The organism is Pseudomonas sp. TNT2022 ID1044, assembly GCF_028656895.1.
GTDB classification, from domain to species: domain Bacteria; phylum Pseudomonadota; class Gammaproteobacteria; order Pseudomonadales; family Pseudomonadaceae; genus Aquipseudomonas; species Aquipseudomonas reinekei.
The window spans coordinates 505209-522111 of the sequence record NZ_JAMDHB010000001.1; the positions used below are offsets into that span (position 1 = coordinate 505209).

14 protein-coding genes and 1 pseudogene are annotated in these 16903 nt (G+C 60.8%); 12 read left to right on the forward strand and 3 right to left on the reverse strand.

What is annotated here, in order from left to right; all coding sequences use genetic code 11:
- The first annotated feature begins 180 nt into the window (after positions 1-180).
- Complete coding sequence (gene nirB, locus M5G20_RS02345; RefSeq protein WP_273917708.1) at positions 181-2742, forward strand: nitrite reductase large subunit NirB; 2562 nt, start codon at positions 181-183, stop codon at positions 2740-2742.
- Entirely contained in the window at positions 2742-3119 is a 378-nt protein-coding gene (nirD, locus tag M5G20_RS02350) for a nitrite reductase small subunit NirD (RefSeq protein ID WP_273917709.1), read from the forward strand. The genes nirB and nirD overlap by 1 nt, the downstream gene beginning before the upstream one ends.
- 200 nt (positions 3120-3319) lie before the next feature.
- On the opposite strand, the gene M5G20_RS02355 is transcribed toward nirD, so the two are convergent.
- Positions 3320-4009 (reverse strand): winged helix-turn-helix transcriptional regulator, encoded by a 690-nt coding sequence (locus M5G20_RS02355; RefSeq protein WP_273917710.1) that lies wholly within the window; start codon positions 4007-4009, stop codon positions 3320-3322.
- Positions 4010-4112: 103 nt separating this feature from the next.
- Between M5G20_RS02355 and M5G20_RS02360 the strand changes: the two genes are divergently transcribed.
- The 4 genes and pseudogenes from M5G20_RS02360 to M5G20_RS30190 all read left to right on the forward strand — a co-directional run bounded on the left by M5G20_RS02360 (position 4113) and on the right by M5G20_RS30190 (position 7302).
- The gene (locus M5G20_RS02360) at positions 4113-5054 is read left to right on the forward strand and encodes a carbon-nitrogen hydrolase family protein (RefSeq protein WP_273917711.1); all 942 of its coding nucleotides are present in this window, start codon (positions 4113-4115) and stop codon (positions 5052-5054) included.
- A gap of 47 nt (positions 5055-5101) precedes the next feature.
- On the forward strand, positions 5102-5536 hold the full coding sequence (locus tag M5G20_RS02365) for a GFA family protein (RefSeq protein ID WP_273917712.1): 435 nt from the start codon (positions 5102-5104) through the stop codon (positions 5534-5536).
- 152 nt (positions 5537-5688) lie between these two features.
- Positions 5689-6444, forward strand: a pseudogene (locus M5G20_RS30185) (MCP four helix bundle domain-containing protein); the annotation flags it as partial.
- Between the two features lie 132 nt (positions 6445-6576).
- On the forward strand, positions 6577-7302 hold the full coding sequence (locus M5G20_RS30190; protein WP_443218283.1) for a methyl-accepting chemotaxis protein: 726 nt from the start codon (positions 6577-6579) through the stop codon (positions 7300-7302).
- 4 nt (positions 7303-7306) lie between these two features.
- Here M5G20_RS30190 and M5G20_RS02375 read toward each other — a convergent pair whose 3' ends face one another.
- Positions 7307-7570 carry a hypothetical protein gene (locus tag M5G20_RS02375; protein WP_273917714.1) on the reverse strand — a complete coding sequence of 88 codons (264 nt, stop codon included), beginning with the start codon at positions 7568-7570 and terminating at the stop codon, positions 7307-7309.
- Positions 7571-7658: 88 nt separating this feature from the next.
- On the opposite strand from M5G20_RS02375, the gene M5G20_RS02380 reads away from it, so the two are divergent.
- The 5 genes from M5G20_RS02380 (at position 7659) to M5G20_RS02400 (ending at position 14102) form a co-directional block, all read left to right on the forward strand.
- Complete coding sequence (locus tag M5G20_RS02380; RefSeq protein ID WP_443218275.1) at positions 7659-9239, forward strand: ABC transporter substrate-binding protein; 1581 nt, start codon at positions 7659-7661, stop codon at positions 9237-9239.
- Positions 9240-9253: 14 nt separating this feature from the next.
- Complete coding sequence (locus M5G20_RS02385) at positions 9254-10195, forward strand: ABC transporter permease (protein ID WP_273917715.1); 942 nt, start codon at positions 9254-9256, stop codon at positions 10193-10195.
- Positions 10192-11067 carry an ABC transporter permease gene (locus M5G20_RS02390; RefSeq protein ID WP_150732622.1) on the forward strand — a complete coding sequence of 292 codons (876 nt, stop codon included), beginning with the start codon at positions 10192-10194 and terminating at the stop codon, positions 11065-11067. The genes M5G20_RS02385 and M5G20_RS02390 overlap by 4 nt, the downstream gene beginning before the upstream one ends.
- 2 nt (positions 11068-11069) lie before the next feature.
- The gene (locus M5G20_RS02395) at positions 11070-12701 is read left to right on the forward strand and encodes an ABC transporter ATP-binding protein (protein WP_273917716.1); all 1632 of its coding nucleotides are present in this window, start codon (positions 11070-11072) and stop codon (positions 12699-12701) included.
- Positions 12702-12815: 114 nt separating this feature from the next.
- Positions 12816-14102 carry an OprD family porin gene (locus M5G20_RS02400; protein ID WP_273917717.1) on the forward strand — a complete coding sequence of 429 codons (1287 nt, stop codon included), beginning with the start codon at positions 12816-12818 and terminating at the stop codon, positions 14100-14102.
- Positions 14103-14314: 212 nt separating this feature from the next.
- Here M5G20_RS02400 and M5G20_RS02405 read toward each other — a convergent pair whose 3' ends face one another.
- Entirely contained in the window at positions 14315-15193 is an 879-nt protein-coding gene (locus M5G20_RS02405) for a GntR family transcriptional regulator (RefSeq protein ID WP_150702485.1), read from the reverse strand.
- Positions 15194-15383: 190 nt separating this feature from the next.
- Between M5G20_RS02405 and M5G20_RS02410 the strand changes: the two genes are divergently transcribed.
- The gene (locus M5G20_RS02410; RefSeq protein WP_273917718.1) at positions 15384-16883 is read left to right on the forward strand and encodes a serine hydrolase domain-containing protein; all 1500 of its coding nucleotides are present in this window, start codon (positions 15384-15386) and stop codon (positions 16881-16883) included.
- The last annotated feature ends 20 nt before the right edge of the window (positions 16884-16903 follow it).

A 16903-nucleotide genomic window follows, 5' to 3' on the forward strand; every position in this document is an offset into this window, starting at 1 on the left:
GCCGCCCACTCGGTCAATGAGGATCGATCAACCGCACAGGTCGTGGGCACTATCGGTGGATCAGGCATGGCCGTCTGGTTTCAACACCGCAAAAGAACAGGCAAAGACGCCTGGAACCGCAAGGTTTCAGGCGTTTTTTTTTGCTTTTTGAACCGTGATGGGCTTTGGGCAGGGTCGTTTATGAATTCCAATGTAGCCGCGTTGAACAAGCATCAAACGCTGATCGTGATCGGCAATGGCATGGTCGGACATCATTGTGTCGAGCAATTGATCGAGCGCGGGGCCCTTGAGCGCTATCGCGTCCACGTTTTCAGCGAAGAGCCGATGCGTGCCTACGATCGCGTGCATCTGTCCGAGTATTTTTCCGGTCGCGATGCCGAGTCGCTGGCCCTGAGTGACGCGGCGTTGTACCAGACGCCGGGCGTCACGCTGCACCTGGGTGTGCCGGTGCTGGAAATTGATCGCGCCCGTCGTCAGGTGATCACGGCGCAAGGCGGCGTGGCCTACGACAAACTGGTCCTGGCCACCGGTTCCTACCCGTTTGTGCCGCCGATCGAAGGCGCCGAAGGGGAATCGCGTCTGGTGTATCGCACCCTGGAAGACCTCGACGCCATCCGTGCCGCAGCGGCCAATGCCAAGCGCGGTGTGGTGGTCGGCGGTGGCTTGCTCGGCCTGGAAGCGGCCAATGCCCTGAAAAGCCTGGGCCTTGAAGCCCACGTGGTGGAATTCGCGCCGCGCCTGATGCCGGTGCAACTGGATGATCTCGGCGGCCTGGCGCTCAAGGCGCAGATTGAACGCTTGGGCGTCGGTGTGCACCTGTCCCGCGCCACACAATCGATCAGCGCCGGCGAGCAGTATCGCTATCGGATGAATTTCGCCAACGACGAATTCCTCGAAACCGACTTGATCGTGTTCTCTGCCGGGATCCGCGCGCAAGACGCGCTGGCGCGCCAATGCGCACTGGAGATCGGCCCGCGCGGTGGCGTGGTGATCGATGATACGTGCCTGAGCTGCGACCCGAACATCTACGCCATCGGCGAGTGCGCCTCGTGGAATGGCAGTTTGTTCGGCCTGGTTGCGCCGGGCTACCAGATGGCCCGCAGTGTCGCCGCCCGTTTGTGCGATGACGCCGCGGAGCCGTTCCGGGGCGCCGACATGTCGACCAAGCTCAAACTGCTGGGTGTCGACGTCGGCTCCATCGGCGATGCCCATGCCAATACGCCGGGCGCGCGCAGCTATCAGTTCATCGATGAAACCACCGCCAGCTACCGGCGCCTGGTGGTCGATGCCAGTGGCAAGCATGTGCTTGGCGCCGTGCTGATCGGCGACAACAGCTATTACGACACGCTGCTGCAATACATGCAGAACGCGATTGCCCTGCCGTCCGAGCCGGCCGCACTGATCCTGCCGTCGTCGGAAGGCGCGCCGACCCTCGGCCCGGGCGCCTTGCCGGAAGCGGCGACCATCTGCTCCTGCCACAACGTGACCAAGGGCGCTATCTGCTCGGCCATCGACGGCGGCTGCACCGACCTCGGCCTGATCAAGTCGCAGACCAAGGCCTGTACCGGTTGCGGTGGTTGCGCCGGGTTGCTCAAGCAAGTTTTCGAGCATGAACTGATCGCCCGTGGCGTCAGTGTCGACAAAAGCCTGTGCGAACACTTCGCCTACACCCGTCAGGAACTGTATGCGCTGGTGCGGGTAGAAGGGGTGATCACCTTCGAAGAACTGCTGGCCAAACATGGCAAGGGACACACCGGTTGCGACGTGTGCAAACCGGCGGTGGGTTCGATCCTGGCGTCGTGCTGGAACCAGCCGATCATGGACCCGTCGCTGGTGCCGTTGCAGGACACCAACGACACCTTCATGGCCAACATGCAGAAAAACGGCACGTACTCCGTGGTGCCGCGCATTCCGGGTGGCGAAATCACCGCCGACAAATTGATCGCCATCGGCGTCGTAGCGAAGAAATACGACCTCTACACCAAAATCACTGGCGGCCAGCGCATCGACCTGTTCGGCGCGCAATTGCATGAACTGCCAGACATCTGGGCTGAACTGATCGAAGCCGGTTTCGAAACCGGCCACGCCTACGGCAAATCGACCCGCACGGTGAAATCCTGCGTCGGCAGCACCTGGTGCCGTTACGGCGTGCAGGACAGCGTGCAAATGGCCTTGACCATCGAAGACCGCTACAAGGGCCTGCGCTCACCGCACAAGCTCAAATTCGCGGTGTCCGGTTGCACCCGTGAATGCGCCGAAGCGCAGAGCAAAGACGTGGGCGTGATCGCCACCGAGAAAGGCTGGAACCTCTATATCGCCGGCAATGGCGGCATGCGCCCGCGCCACGCCGAGTTGTTCGCCACCGATCTGGACGATGCGACCCTGATCCGCTACATCGACCGCTTCCTGATGTTCTACATCCGCACCGCCGACAAATTGCAGCGCACCTCAGTGTGGCGCGAAAGCCTGGAGGGCGGTCTGGACTACCTCAAGGACGTGATCATCCACGACAGCCTAGGCCTGGGCGCCGAACTCGAGTCGCAGATGCAACTGGTGGTCAACCGTTACGAATGCGAATGGGCCAACGCCCTCAAAGACCCGGAAAAACTCAAGCGCTTCCGCACCTTCGTCAACGACAAACGCCCGGACCCGGACATCCACTTTGTCCAGGAGCGCGGTCAGCGGCGCCCGATCATGGCCGCCGAACTCAACCTTATCCCTGTCACCGAGGAGACTGTCTGATGAGCCTGTCCAATACGCAGCGCGCTGTATCTTTGGAGAATGTCGATGCCTGGCAAGCGGTGTGCAGCCAGCAGGACCTGGTGAGCGATTCCGGTGTCGTGGTGTGGCTCGACGGTGCGCAGGTGGCGCTGTTTTACCTGCCGGGCGCGGAGGGCAAAAACCTCTACGCCATCGACAACCATGACCCGCAATCCGGAGCCAATGTCATCGGGCGCGGGCTGGTCGGCAGCATCAAGGGGGATCTGGTCGTCGCGTCGCCAATCTACAAACAGCATTTCCGCCTGGAAGACGGCACTTGCCTGGAGTATCCGCAACAGCGCTTGCGAGTGTGGCCGGTGCGCTTGAATGAGGGCAGGGTGGAAGTCGGCGTGGCCTGAGATCTGACCTGGTGGCGAGGGCGCTTGCTCGCGCTGGACTGCGCAGCAGGCCCTTCTTTGCGGTCACTTCGCAGCCCAGGGGAGGTTGACGATGGATTGGTCGTTCGTGCGTCGTCGTACAACCTGGTTTGAGGCTCAGAAAAAAAGCGACGTTCGCTAAAGGTTTTTCTGTCGGACGGCCAAGACTTGTTCTTGAACCCTCAGGTTTGGCGCGCAGCGCTGCGGGTGCCGGCGAACGCGCTCGTGCCAAGCCAGCGCCAGAGGTTTTGCGCATCCTTCACTGCGCCGTCGACACGCAGCTCCCGCGACTGAAGGACCTCGTGCGGTGTGCGGTCGCCAGCCCACACCTCGGTCAATGCGCGCACGCTGGAGTCCACGACCAGCGTCAGCTCGCGTCCAGGATCGTCGCGGCACAGGTCTGCCACACCCTGTTCGACCACAAGCCACCACGCTTGCTCGCCGGGCCGTGCGTCGTGGAACTTGAAGTGGATGACGACGGGTCGGGACGGGAATTCTTCGACGCACACGAAGCGTCGCACGTCCCACATAAGCAGGCCTGCATCGAGTTCGTCATCGCGAAGGCGACTGCCGATCCAGCGCGCGCCCCAATGGCCGAGCGCCATGATGATGGGGCGCAATTCCTCTCCCGCCTCGGTCAGGCTGTACTCCCAGACTTTGCCGACAGCCGAGCGGCGCACGACGCCGATTTCTTCCAGATGGCGAAGCCGCTGTGCGAGCAGGCCGGTGGACATCCGTGGTACGCCGCGGTGCAGTTCGTTGAAGCGTTTGCTGCCGCACAGCAGCTCGCGAACGAGCAAAGGTGTCCAGCGCTCGCACAGTGCTTCGGCACCGCGCGCAACCGTGCAGAACTGACCGTAGCTTTCTTCCATCACCTGGACTCCACGCTACAACGCTTCAGATTCTGAACTAGCCCCGCCCATTTGTTACGCGCACGCTCAAACCTGCGAAAGCCAATAACAAACGGAGAACATCATGACGAAGATAGCCATCATTCAACGCCCACCAGTGCTGCTCGATCGTCGCGCGACCATCGCCCGGGCCGTGCAATCGGTCGCTGAGGCGGCAGCGGCGGGCGCCATGCTGATCGTATTGCCCGAATCGTTCGTTCCCGGTTATCCCTCATGGATCTGGCGACTGGCGGCGGGCAAGAACGGTGCTCTCATTAGCCAGTTGCATGCGCGGCTACAGGCCAATGCCGTCGATATCGCCAACGGTGACCTCAGTGCATTGTGCGAAGCCGCCAGCCTTCACCGCGTGACGATTGTGTGCGGCATCAATGAATGCGAGCGGCGCCATGGCGGCGGCACGCTCTATAACAGTGTGGTCGTTATCGGCGCGGACGGCGAATTACTCAACCGACATCGCAAGCTGATGCCAACCAATCCCGAGCGCATGGTGCATGGCTTCGGTGATGCAACCGGGTTGCGCACGGTCGATACGCCGGTCGGCCGCATCGGCACACTGATCTGCTGGGAAAACTACATGCCGCTGGCGCGCTATTCACTGTACGCCCAAGGGGTGGAGATCTACATCGCGCCCACATACGACACGGGCGAGGGCTGGATCAGCACGATGCGTCACATTGCACTTGAAGGTCGCTGTTGGGTGCTCGGCAGCGGCACCGTGCTTCGCGGCAGTGACATCCCGGACGACTTCCCGGCGCGTGAGCAGTTGTTTCCCGATCGGGACGAGTGGATCAACGATGGTGACTCGGTGGTGGTCGATCCCCAAGGCCGGCTCGTGGCCGGTCCATTGCACCGCGAGGCCGGCATATTGTTCGCGGACATCGACGTCACGCTTGTGGCGCCGGCAAGGCGCACGCTCGACGTGACCGGGCATTACGCGCGCCCGGACATTTTCGAACTGCAAGTACGACGCACATCCGCGACAGCGGTGCGCTACATCGACGAGTGAAGGCAGGTAGCGACGGTAGTGCCTGACATTTATCAAGGAGTCATTCCATGAATATTCAACAGTCGTACAAGGGCAGCTGTTTTTGCGGTGCAGTCGAGTTCACCGTCACCGGCGAGCCGGCTGCAATGGGCTATTGCCATTGCGAGTCGTGTCGACATTGGTCGGCAGGACCGGTCAATGCTTTTACGCTGTGGAAACCCGAAGCGCTGCAAGTGACACGCGGGGCCGACAACATCGGTGCCTACAGCAAGACACCGCAGAGTGACCGAAAATGGTGCAAAACCTGCGGCGGGCACCTCTTCACCGAGCACCCGGGAATGGGGCTGATCGATGTGTACGCCGCCGTCATCCCCGGACTCGCGTACTCGCCAGCGGTGCACGTCCATTATCAGGAGCGCGTGCTGCGCATCCAGGATGGATTGCCCAAACTGAAGGATGTCCCCGGTGAAATGGGCGGATCGGGTATCAGCATGGATGAATAGAGCCGGCAAGGTTCGCGTGCGCGCACGACCGCATGTCGTCAAAAAGATAATCAGCAGGGAAGTGGCCTCAATTCGCCCTGTTATCAGTCGATAACCTGTTCAGCAATCAGACTTTAGTCGACCGACAAGCGTGCGAAGAGAGGAACCACAGAGTGTCCATAAAACTGCGTTTACTGTTGTTGATCGGCACCGGCGTCCTCACAGCCTTGATCATGGGGCTGGTCAGTTACCTGGGTAATGGCCAGATGGCGCAAGCGGTGCAGGACAATGATGTCGGCATGAGCGCACTGCGCAATCACCTTGAAGCGGACATGATGCACGACGCCCTGCGCGCCGATGTGTTGTCGGCGATGCTGGTGGGATTGGGCAAAAGCACCAGCAGCCAGGCCGAGGTGCGCAGTTCCCTGGAGGAGCACACCGGGCATTTTCGCGAGATGCTCAGGGACAACCTCAAACTGCCGGTCAATGACACCCTGAAAACCGCGCTGAACCAGATCAAGCCCAGCCTCGACACGTACATCAGTGCCGCCGAGCGCATTGTCAGCCTGGCTCTGGAAAACCCCGACGCTGCGCAAAAGGAACTGGGCGCCTTCAACAATGCCTTCAGCCAACTGGAAGACCAGATGGCCGCCCTCAGCGAGCTGATCGAAAGCAACACGCAACAGACCAGCCAAGGCACCGCGCAGGCCATCAGCAACGCCAACCTCACCGTCGACGGTGTGCTGATTGCCAGCCTGTTGTTGCTGCTGGCACTGGGTCGCTCGGCAATCGTGAGCATCATGGGGCCACTGCAGACTGCCAGCCGCATCGCCGACAGCATCGCCCATGGCAACCTGAGCGAACCGATTGTCGATACGCAGCGCAACGACGAAGCCAGCCGATTGATTCGTAGCCTGGCCACCATGCAGCGTGATCTGCGCGGCATGATCGAAGTGGTGCGCAGCAACGCCCATGGCGTCAGCGGCATGAGCGTGCAGCTGAGCAACGGTTGCCACGAAGTGGCCGGCAGCAGTCAGCAGCAAAGCGCCGCTGCCAGCACCATGGCCGCTGCCGCCAGTGAAATGACCGCGAGCATCGAGGAAATCACTCGGCACGCCGAGCGCGCGCTGGACATGGCCAATCAGGCCGAAGCCTTGGCCAAGGATGGCGGGCGGGTGATTCATCAGGTGGTCAACGACATGGATGGCATCGCCCGTTCGGCGCAGCAGTCGGCGCAGGTGATTCGTACGCTGGACAAGGAATCCGAAGGGATTTTCAGCATCATCCAGGTGATCAAGGGCATTGCCGATCAGACCAACCTGCTGGCGCTCAACGCCGCCATCGAAGCAGCCCGCGCCGGCGAGCAGGGCCGAGGTTTTGCGGTGGTCGCCGATGAGGTCCGCAGCCTGGCGGGGCGCACCAGCGCCTCGACCCAGGAAATCGCCGCCATGGTCGCGCGCATCCAGCAAAGCACCCGCGAAGCGGTGATCAGCATGGAGGAGGGCGTGGCCCAGGTCGACAAAGGCATGGCCGTGACCGCCGACGTCGAACGCGCCATCCGCGAGATCCTCGAAGCCACCCTCAACACCACGCAACTGGTCAACGACATCAGCCGCACCATCGGCGAACAAAGCCTGGCCAGCAACGAAATCGCCCATCAGGTGGAGATGATTGCCGGGATGTCGGAAGGCAATAGCAAGGTGATCGGGCAGACGGCGACGACGACAGATGAGTTGTCGAGCCTGGCGGGGCAGTTGTCACAGTCGGTGGATCGGTTCCGCCTGTAAGGCATTACTTCGTCTGATCTATCGCCATCGCGAGCAGGCTCGCTCCCACATTGGAATGCATTTCAACTGTGGGAGCGAGCCTGCTCGCGATGGCGTCCCCAGTAACCGCAGAAATCTCGAAGCCTGCCACCCGCGCGATGATTTGCTGCGCCCTAAAAACGACTGCCATTGTTTTTATATGATTAAAAAAACATTGCAATGCAGCCTTCATGCTGTAAATATGTTCGTGCGAATTTAAAAAAACAAAATCGCATGCGGCGCTGATCAAGGTCAGGCCATAACAAAAACGACATAAACACAGGCTTGAAGTCGGCTCTGCCCCTGGCCGGACTTTTCAGCGAAGGAGAACCTCTCCCGTGAATCGCTTATTGAACAGATCTCTTTGCGTCACCCTGCAAGCGCTCGGCGTTGTCGCGCTCGGTGCCGCCATTGCACAGGCCCAGGCCGATACCACATTGCGCGTTGGCCTGAATGCCGACATCCGCAGCACCGAGCCTGGTGTCAACCGCGACGAAAACACCGACACCGTCATCCTCCACATTGTTGAAGGCCTGGTGGCCCATCGTGAGGACGCCACGGTCGGTCCGCTGCTGGCCAAGGAAGTTCAGGTTTCCGACGATGGTCTGACCTACACTTTCAAACTGCGCGAAGGGGTGCGCTTTCACAACGGCGCGACGCTGACCGCCGCCGACGTCCAATGGACGTGGTCGCACTACCTCAACCCGCAAACGCAGTGGCGTTGCCTGGCGGAGTTCGATGGTCGCGGTGGGGCGAAGATTATCGGCATCACCACACCTGATCCGCTGACCGTGGTGTTCCAGCTCGATCAGCCTAGCGGTTTGTTCCTGGCGTCCATGGCCCGTCCCGATTGCGGCGGGGGCGGTATCTTGCACCCGGATTCGGTGGCGGCGGACGGACGCTGGAAGGCGCCGATTGGCACCGGTCCGTTCACCCTTGCCGACTGGAAGCCAGGCCAATTTGTACAGTTGGCTCGCTTCAAGGATTACAGCGCCCGTGACGATGCCGGGTTGGATGGCTTTACCGGCAAGAAGCAGGCACTGGTCGATAACGTGCGCTTCATGATCATCCCCGATGCGGCTTCGGCCAAGGCAGCCTTGCTGTCGAACAACATCGACCTGCTACCGGACGTCACCGCCAGCGATGCCCAGGAACTCAAGGCGTTGCCGGGGATTCAAGTGTCGGTCAGCCCAATCATGGCGATCTGCGGCTTGTTGTTCCAGACCAACGACCCGCTGCTCAAGGACGTGCGCATCCGCCAGGCCATCGCCCATTCGCTGGATTACGGGCAAATGGTCACGGCCCTGTCAAATGGCTTGTCCGAACCGAACAACTCGGCGATCCCGCAAACCAGCGCGTTCTACGATGCCACGGCGAAACAGGGCTACAAGTACGACCCGCAGGAGGCGCAACGCCTGCTGAAAGAGGCGGGTTATCACGGCCAGCCGATCAAGATGATCGTCAACAAACGTTACCAGCAGATGTTCGACATGGGCGTGTTGAGCCAGGCCATGGCCCAGGCCACCGGGCTGAACATCGAGATGGAAACCCTGGAGTGGGGCACGCAACTGGAGCGTTACCAGAGCGGCAACTACCAGATGATGTCGTTCTCCTATTCATCACGGCTGGACCCTGCGCTGGGCTTCGATTCGCTGATGGGCGATAAAACCAAGGAACCGCGTAAAGTCTGGGATAACCCCCAAGCCCAGGCATTGCTGCGTGAGGCGGTGCGCGAGCGTGACACGGGTAAACGACAAGCGTTGTTCGACCAATTGCACCGGATGATGATCCAGGACACGCCCATGGTGATCATCTACAACGGCACCATTATCGGTGGGCTGCGTGACAGCGTGCGTGGCTACCACTCCTGGCCGGTGGCCAAGCCGCGACTGTGGGGCGTCAGCCTCGCTGCCAAGTAACGCGGAGTCTGATCATGTTGCGTTTTATCCTGCAAAAACTAGGGATGGCGATACCGACCCTGTTGCTGATTTCGGTGATGGTGTTCGCGATGATTCGCCTGATTCCCGGTGACCCGGCGCTGCTGATGCTCGGCGACATGGCCGACCCGCAGAGCCTGGCCGACATGCGGCACAATCTGGGGCTGGATCACTCGTTGGTGGCGCAGTTCCTGATTTGGTTCAAGGCTGTTCTGAGCGGTGACTTGGGCTTTTCCATCAGCACCAAACAGGCGGTGTTGCCACTGATCCTGGAGCGTTTCAGCGTCAGTGCAATCATCGTCCTGGTGGCGGTGTTCCTCGCCACGCTGATTGCAGTGCCGGTCGGTCTGGTCGCCGCGTGGAAGCAGAACAGCGCCTTGGATCTGGGGCTGGTGACGACCGCCACTTTGCTGCTGTCGATTCCCAGCTTCTGGCTCGGCCTGCTGTTGCTTCACGCCTTTGGCATCAAGCTCGGCTGGTTGCCGGTGGTGGGTTACGTCAGCTTCGCCCAGGCGCCGTGGCAGGCCATGAGTTTTCTGGTGTTGCCGGTGATCACCCTGACCCTGGTGGAACTGGGGGCGATCACGCGAATGGCCCGTGCCAGCACCATTGAGGTGTTGCGCCTGGAATACATCGCCCATGCCCGCGCCAAAGGTTTATCGGAGCGCTCGGTGTTGTGGCGGCATGCCTTGCCCAACGCGTTTGCGCCGACCTGGACCCTGGTTGGGCTGATCCTCGGCAACCTGCTGGGCGGCATCGCGGTACTGGAAACCGTGTTCACTTTGCCGGGCATCGGCCGGCTGATGGTGGACGCGATTTTCGCCCGCGATTATCCGGTACTGCAGGGCTGCTTGCTGCTGATCACCTTCATCTATGTGCTGGTCAACCTTTGTGTGGATCTGCTCTACCCACTGTTCGATCCAAGGGTGAAGTTATGAGTTCGAATATCCCTGTGGCGCCTTTCGTCGGTGCTGCGAGCCCACCCGCCAAGCGTCCTCGTGCCTGGCCAGCGGCCAATGCGCTGATCGGCGGCGGGCTGTTGCTGATCCTGATTTTTCTGGCGTTGCTGGGGCTGGTCTGGACACCGTTCGACCCGCTGCGAATCGATCTGCTGTCGCGCTTGCAAGGCCCTTCAGCCCTGCATTGGCTGGGCACCGACGAATTCGGTCGCGATGTGTTCAGCCGGCTGTTGATCGGTGCCCGCACCAGCCTGTGGATCAGTTTGTTGACGGTCAGTGTCGCGGTGGTCGCCGGTACGCTGATCGGCATGCTCGCCGGTTACCTGCGTGGCTGGACCGATCGTGTGCTGATGATGTTCAACGATGCGTTGCTGGCGTTTCCGGGCATCCTGATGGCGTTGGGCATCATGGCGATCATTGGCGCCAGCAAGTACGGCATCGTCCTGGCGCTGGGCATTGCCTACACGCCATCGGTGGTGCGGGTGGTGCGTGGCACGGTGCTGTCGCTACGCGAACTGGAATACATCGAGGCGTCGCGGGTGATCGGCAACTCGGAGCTGTACACCATGCTACGGCATATCGCGCCCAACTGCCTGGCACCGCTGTGTGTGCTGGCGACCAGCATGTTTGGTTGGGCATTGCTGTCGGAAAGTGCCTTGAGCTTTCTCGGCCTGGGCGTACCGCCTCCTGCAGCAACCTGGGGCAACATGCTTGCCAGCAGCCGTCCGTACATTGCATCGGCGCCCTGGCTGGGGATTTTCCCGGGGCTGTTCATCTGCCTGGCGCTGTTGGCTATCAATCTGTTTGGCGATGCGCTGCGTGATCGTCTCGACCCGCGGATGAGGAAATGAGCATGTCATCCACCAATGTTTTGTTGAACGTGGAAAACTTGAAGATCCGCGTGGGTGAGCATGGGCCGCTGGCCGTCGATGACCTGAGCTTCAGTGTCGCACCGGGCGAAATCGTGGCGCTGGTCGGCGAATCCGGCAGCGGCAAGACCATGGCCGCGCGAGCGGCGATCGGTTTGCTGCCGCTACCGATGCGGGTCTGCGGCGGGCGCCTGGATTTCCAGGGCCGCGATCTGGTGACCCTCGACACCGCCGGGCTGCGGGCGATTCGTGGCGCGAGCATCGGCATGGTGTTTCAGGAACCGATGGTTTCGCTCAATCCGGCGTTGAAAATCGGCCAGCAAATGAGCGAAGCGCTCCAGCTGCACACCGATCTGAATGCCGGGCAGATCCGCGAACGCTGCCTGACCATGTTGCGGCGCATCGGCATCAAGGATGCCGAGGGTTGCCTGGAAGCCTACCCGCACCAGTTCTCTGGCGGCATGCGTCAACGGATCATGCTGGCCTCGGTGATGTTGCTGCGCCCGGCCCTGTTGATTGCCGACGAGCCGACCACTGCACTCGATTGCCTGGCTCAACTGGATGTGATCGAGCTGATGCTGGAGCTGACCCGCGAGCAGGGCACGGCGATTCTGTTCATCAGCCATGACCTGTCTCTGGTGGCGCGCTATGCCCACAAAGTGGTGGTGATGCGCCACGGCCAATCGGTGGAGCAGGGCACGATCAACGACATTCTGCTGGCCCCCAAGGCCGAGTACACCCGCCAGTTGCTGGAGGCGTTGCCACGGCGTGGTGAACTGGCAGCGCTGCCGGCGAGCAATGGCCCGTTGGTGGAGGTCGACCAGGTCTGCATCGAGCACCCAGGCCCGCCATCGTTCTGGGGCAAGCGCCAGTACAAACGGGTGGTGCATTCGGCCAGCCTGGCCATTGCTCCGGGAGAAACCCTGGCGTTGGTGGGTGGCAGTGGTTCGGGCAAGACCACCCTTGGCCGTTCGCTGGTAGGTTTGATCAAACCCTGTGCCGGGGCGATTCGTTTCAAGGGCGTGGACATTCTCAAGGCTGCCAACCGCACCCATCGTCTGCAATGCCAGATGATTTTCCAGGACCCGTATTCGTCGCTCAATCCGCGGATGAAAATCGGCGAGATTCTAGCCGAACCGTTGCGTCATGAGCCCGGTATGAATGCCGGCCAGCGCAGCGAACGGGTCTCGCAGACGTTGCGAGATGTGGGCCTTGGCGAGCAGTTTGTCGAGCGCTTTCCTCATCAATTGTCCGGTGGCCAGCGCCAGCGAGTCGCCATTGGCCGAGCGTTGGTGCGACACCCGCAACTGGTGATCGCCGACGAGCCGATATCCGCTTTGGACATGACCATCCAGAAGCAGATTCTGGAGTTGTTCGAGCGCTTGCAAGCGCAATACGGCTTTGCCTGCCTGTTCATTTCCCATGACCTGGCAGCTGTGGAACGCATCGCCCACCGGGTAGCGGTCATGCACCAGGGCGAGGTGGTGGAAGTCGGCGCTCGTGAGCAGGTCTTCGACCATCCGCAGCATCCCTACACGCGCCAGTTGCTGGCGGCGGCCAGCCCACTGGAAAAACTCGCCGATGGTGGTTATCGAATACGACCGGCCAGCGTTTGATTTAACACCCTGATTGCACCCCGCGCGCCAGTCCCGAAACCGGCGCGAAGGGGGAAGTCATGTCCGAAAAACAATAAGACCAACTCACTCACGACGACTGCCAGGAGCCAAGCAATGAGCAACAACAGCAATCTGAACCTGATCATAACCGGTGTCAGCCTGATGGGCGGGGGCCTGCTGAGCGTGCCGGCCCAGGCCGATTTCATCAAGGACAGCAAGGCCGATCTGGAGCTGAAGAACTACTACTTCAACCGCGATTACCGTGAGGATGCCGGGCAATCCAAGCGCGAAGAATGGGCGCAGGGTTTCATCCTCAACCTGAAGTCGGGTTTCACCGAAGGCACGGTCGGTTTTGGCGTGGATGCGGTGGGCATGCTCGGCTTGAAACTCGACTCCAGCCCCGACCGCTCCGGCTCTGGCTTGCTGTCGCGGGACAACGAGGCCGAGCCGGGTAAACCGAGCTACGCGAAACGCGCGCACGACGAATATTCCAAGCTGGGCGTGACCGGGAAAATGCGTATCGCCAAAAGCGAGTTGCGCACGGGTTATCTGCTGCCCGACCTACCCACCCTGCAACCGAACACCAGCCGACTGTTCCCGCAGAGCTTCCGTGGCACTCAAGTGACATCGGCGGACATCAAGGACCTGACCTTGATCGGCGGCCAGATCGACCGGACCAAGCAGCGCGAGTCGACCGACTACGAAGAGATGGGCCTGACCAGTCAGAGCGGCGCTTACAAAAGCTCGGCCAAAAGTGACGAGTTCAACTTTGTCGGCGGCGATTACAAACTCAATCCGAACCTGACCCTGACCTACCACTTTGCACAGCTGGAAGACATCTATCAGCAGCACTACGTCGGCCTGAAAAACAGCTTTGCCCTCGGTGGCGGCACGCTGAAAACCGACATCCGCTACTTCGATGCGGACAAGGCAGGCGCGGGCCTGGCGGGCAAGGTCGATAACCGCGCGTTGAGTACGCGGATTGCCTACAGCTACAAGGGCCACAGCCTGGGCGGCGGTTATCAGGAACAGTATGGCGATACGCCTTTTACCTATGTGGACGGGACTAACACTTACCTGTTTTCCGAGTACCAACTGAGCAACTTCTCCCAGACCAACGAGCGAGTCTGGCACGCGCGCTACGACTTTGACTTTGCCGTCCTGGGGGTTCCGGGGCTGACGTTTTCCACGCGCTGGGCCAAGGGCGATCAGGCTGAAGTCCTGGGTTTTGCTGGCGAGGGGCGTGAGTGGGAGCGGGATATCGACCTGGGCTATGTGTTTCAGTCCGGCGCGCTCAAGGGTGTTTCGTTGCGCTGGCGTAATGGCTTTAGCAAGGCCAACTACCTGCGGGACATGAGCGAAAACCGTGTGATTGTCGGTTATACCGTGGCGCTTTGGTGATGAGTAGGGTGTGTACGCTAAACAACTGTGGGAGCCAGCCTGTTGGCGACGGCGGTGTGTCAGCCAATCTGATTTCACGGATGTCTTTCGTCAAATGCAGGAGCTGCCGAAGGCTGCGATCTTTTGATCTTGCTTTCAAGATCGCAGCCTCGTTGCACTCGACGGCTCCTACAGGGGCATGTCCAGCCTTGGCTGGCCATGATCAAGAGGTATCAGGCCTTATTGCGCGCAACACCCATCTTGCTGGCCACTTCCAAATGCCGGTGGAGCAAGGTCGAAGCCCATTCGTTATCGCCTTGCTCCAGCGCATCAAGAATTGCCAGATGCTCACGGCAGGACACTTTCACCCGCTCGACATTGCTCGCCGAATGAAACTCGGTCAGCCGACGCAAGCGGTTCTGCTGCTGGATCGCTTGAAGGATGTAGGTATTGCCGGACGCTGCGGCGAGCAGTTCATGGAACTCGGCGTTGCATTCAAAAAAGCGCTGGCCGTCGACCTGACCTTCGAGCAATTCGAGTTGCCGTTCCCGGCAGCGCCGGAACTGTTCGGCATTGATTTTGAACGTGGGCTCCAGCAGCCCGGCGGGCTCGACCAGCATGCGAAAACGGTAGCTCTCGAAGCGCGTCTGCGGGCTGCTCAGGGTGGGCAGAAACATCCAGCCATGCCCGTGTTTGCGCTGCATGACGCCTTCATCGGAAAGCCGCAGCAGGCAGCGGCGCAGCACGCTTTTACCCGCACCGTACCGCCGCAACAGATCGCTTTCGGAGATCTGGTCGGGCAAGACCTGGTTCAGCCGGTCGTCGATCAGCCGGGTGTAAAGCTCGTCCTCTTCGTTATGCAGCTCATCGAACTGTTCCGCCAGGCCCGCAGAGGTTTGCAGCGGTACGCGAAAGCCTTGCTGGGGCAACGGTTCGATCAGTTGCTGTTCGGCCAGGTACGAGAGGGCGCTGCGGATCGGCGAGCGCGACACGCCCAGTCGTTGGCTCAGTTCCACCTCCTTGAGGTGGGTACCGGGTTGCAGGTCGCCGGACTGAATGGCGGAAAGGATCTGGCCGGCGACTTTGGTCTGCAGCGAGGTGAGTTGGGCCATGGCGCGTTGTCGTTCCTGTGACAGGGGAGGCAAGGATACCCGAAAAGGCCGGAAAGCTTTGGAACGGCCTGAAACTGAATTATAGGGGCTGCAAATACATTTATGCAGCGACCAATAAAACCAAGTATGTATTATTTGAAATATAAAAACATTGCCAAGCAGAGAAATGGCAATTTTGAGGACGTGAGTCATGACCTATGTACCCCTGCCCAGAGCCTTGCCCCATGAACGAGGCGTCGACCCTCAAGGCATCGTCGACTTCCTCTCGGCGGTGGACAGCGCCGGACTTGAACTGCACAGCGTCATGCTTTATCGCCAGGGCGCGGTGGTGGCAGAAGCATTCTGGCGGCCGTACTCGGCGCGGCGCCGGCACGTGCAGCACTCGGCGACGAAGAGTTGGACCGCCACGGCCGTGGGGCTGCTGGTCGATGACGGACGCCTGAATCTCGATGACAAAGTGGTCAGTTTTTTCCCCGAATTGTTCCCGGTCGAGATCAGCGAAAACCTTGCCGCCATGACCGTGGAAGACTTGCTGACCATGCGCACCGGCCACCCGCGGGGCATTTCCGGCGGCGACTGGCGCAACCTTAAAACCAGCTGGGTCGAAGCTTTTTTACACGAGCCGGTGACGGTGCCGCCGGGTAAAGACTTCATCTACAGCAGCGCTTCGAGCTTCATGCTGTCGGCGATTGTCACCCGGGTCAGCGGGCAAACCTTGCACGCCTTGCTGCAAGAGCGGGTGCTGGATTACCTCGGCATGGACGGCCTGGAATGGGACCTGGCACCCGGTGGTTTCAACTCCGGCGGTAATGGCTTGAGTTGCACTACGGAAGACTCCCTGAAGTTCGGCGTGTTGCACCTGAACCGGGGTCAGTGGCAGGGGCGACAGTTGCTGAGCCCGCAGTGGATTGCCGATGCCACGCGCAATCAGGTGGACGATGTGTGGATGGGGGAGTTCGACGGCAAGCAGTACCTGCCGCGCAGCAAAGACAGCCACACCGAATCGCGTCAGGAAGGCTACGGCTATCAATGGTGGATGACCGAACACGGCGGTTACTATGCGTCCGGTGTCTTCGGTCAGTACTGCATGGTGCTGCCGGACCAGGACACGGTGATCGCCTTCACCTGCGGTCTGCGCCTGGGCGAGAAGCGCCTGAAAGCAGCGATCTGGGAGCACCTGTTCCCGGCACTGGGACGTGAGGCCTCGGATCCACACACCAGCCAAACGCAACTCGACGGCCTGATCGACGCCCTGCGCCTGCCGACCCTGCAAGGCCTGAGCGAGTCGCCGCACGCCGTTGCCCTGCAAGGCCGTTTCGCCGTGGCGCCAAACGAGGACGGCGTGCGGGAACTGGGCTTCGACTTTCACGATGACTACTGCGATTTCACCCTGGTCGACCACCGTGGGCGACACAGTTTGCGTGTTGGCCTGCATCAGCCCATTGAGTCGCAGACCACCCTCACCGGCAATTATCTGCATCACCAATACCAACCGGAGCAGACCCCGGTCATCGCCCAGGGTCGCTGGACCGCGCCAGGCGAGTTGCGGATGGACTGGCGCTTTGTCGAAACCGCTTTCGGCGACCACGTCTGCTGTCGTCTGGTGGACGGCCACTTGCTGTTCGACCGTGGCGTCAACACCAACGCCGGATCGATGCAGCGCCCGACCCTGACCGGCACCCGGACCTGATCCCTGATTAACTGGATGGA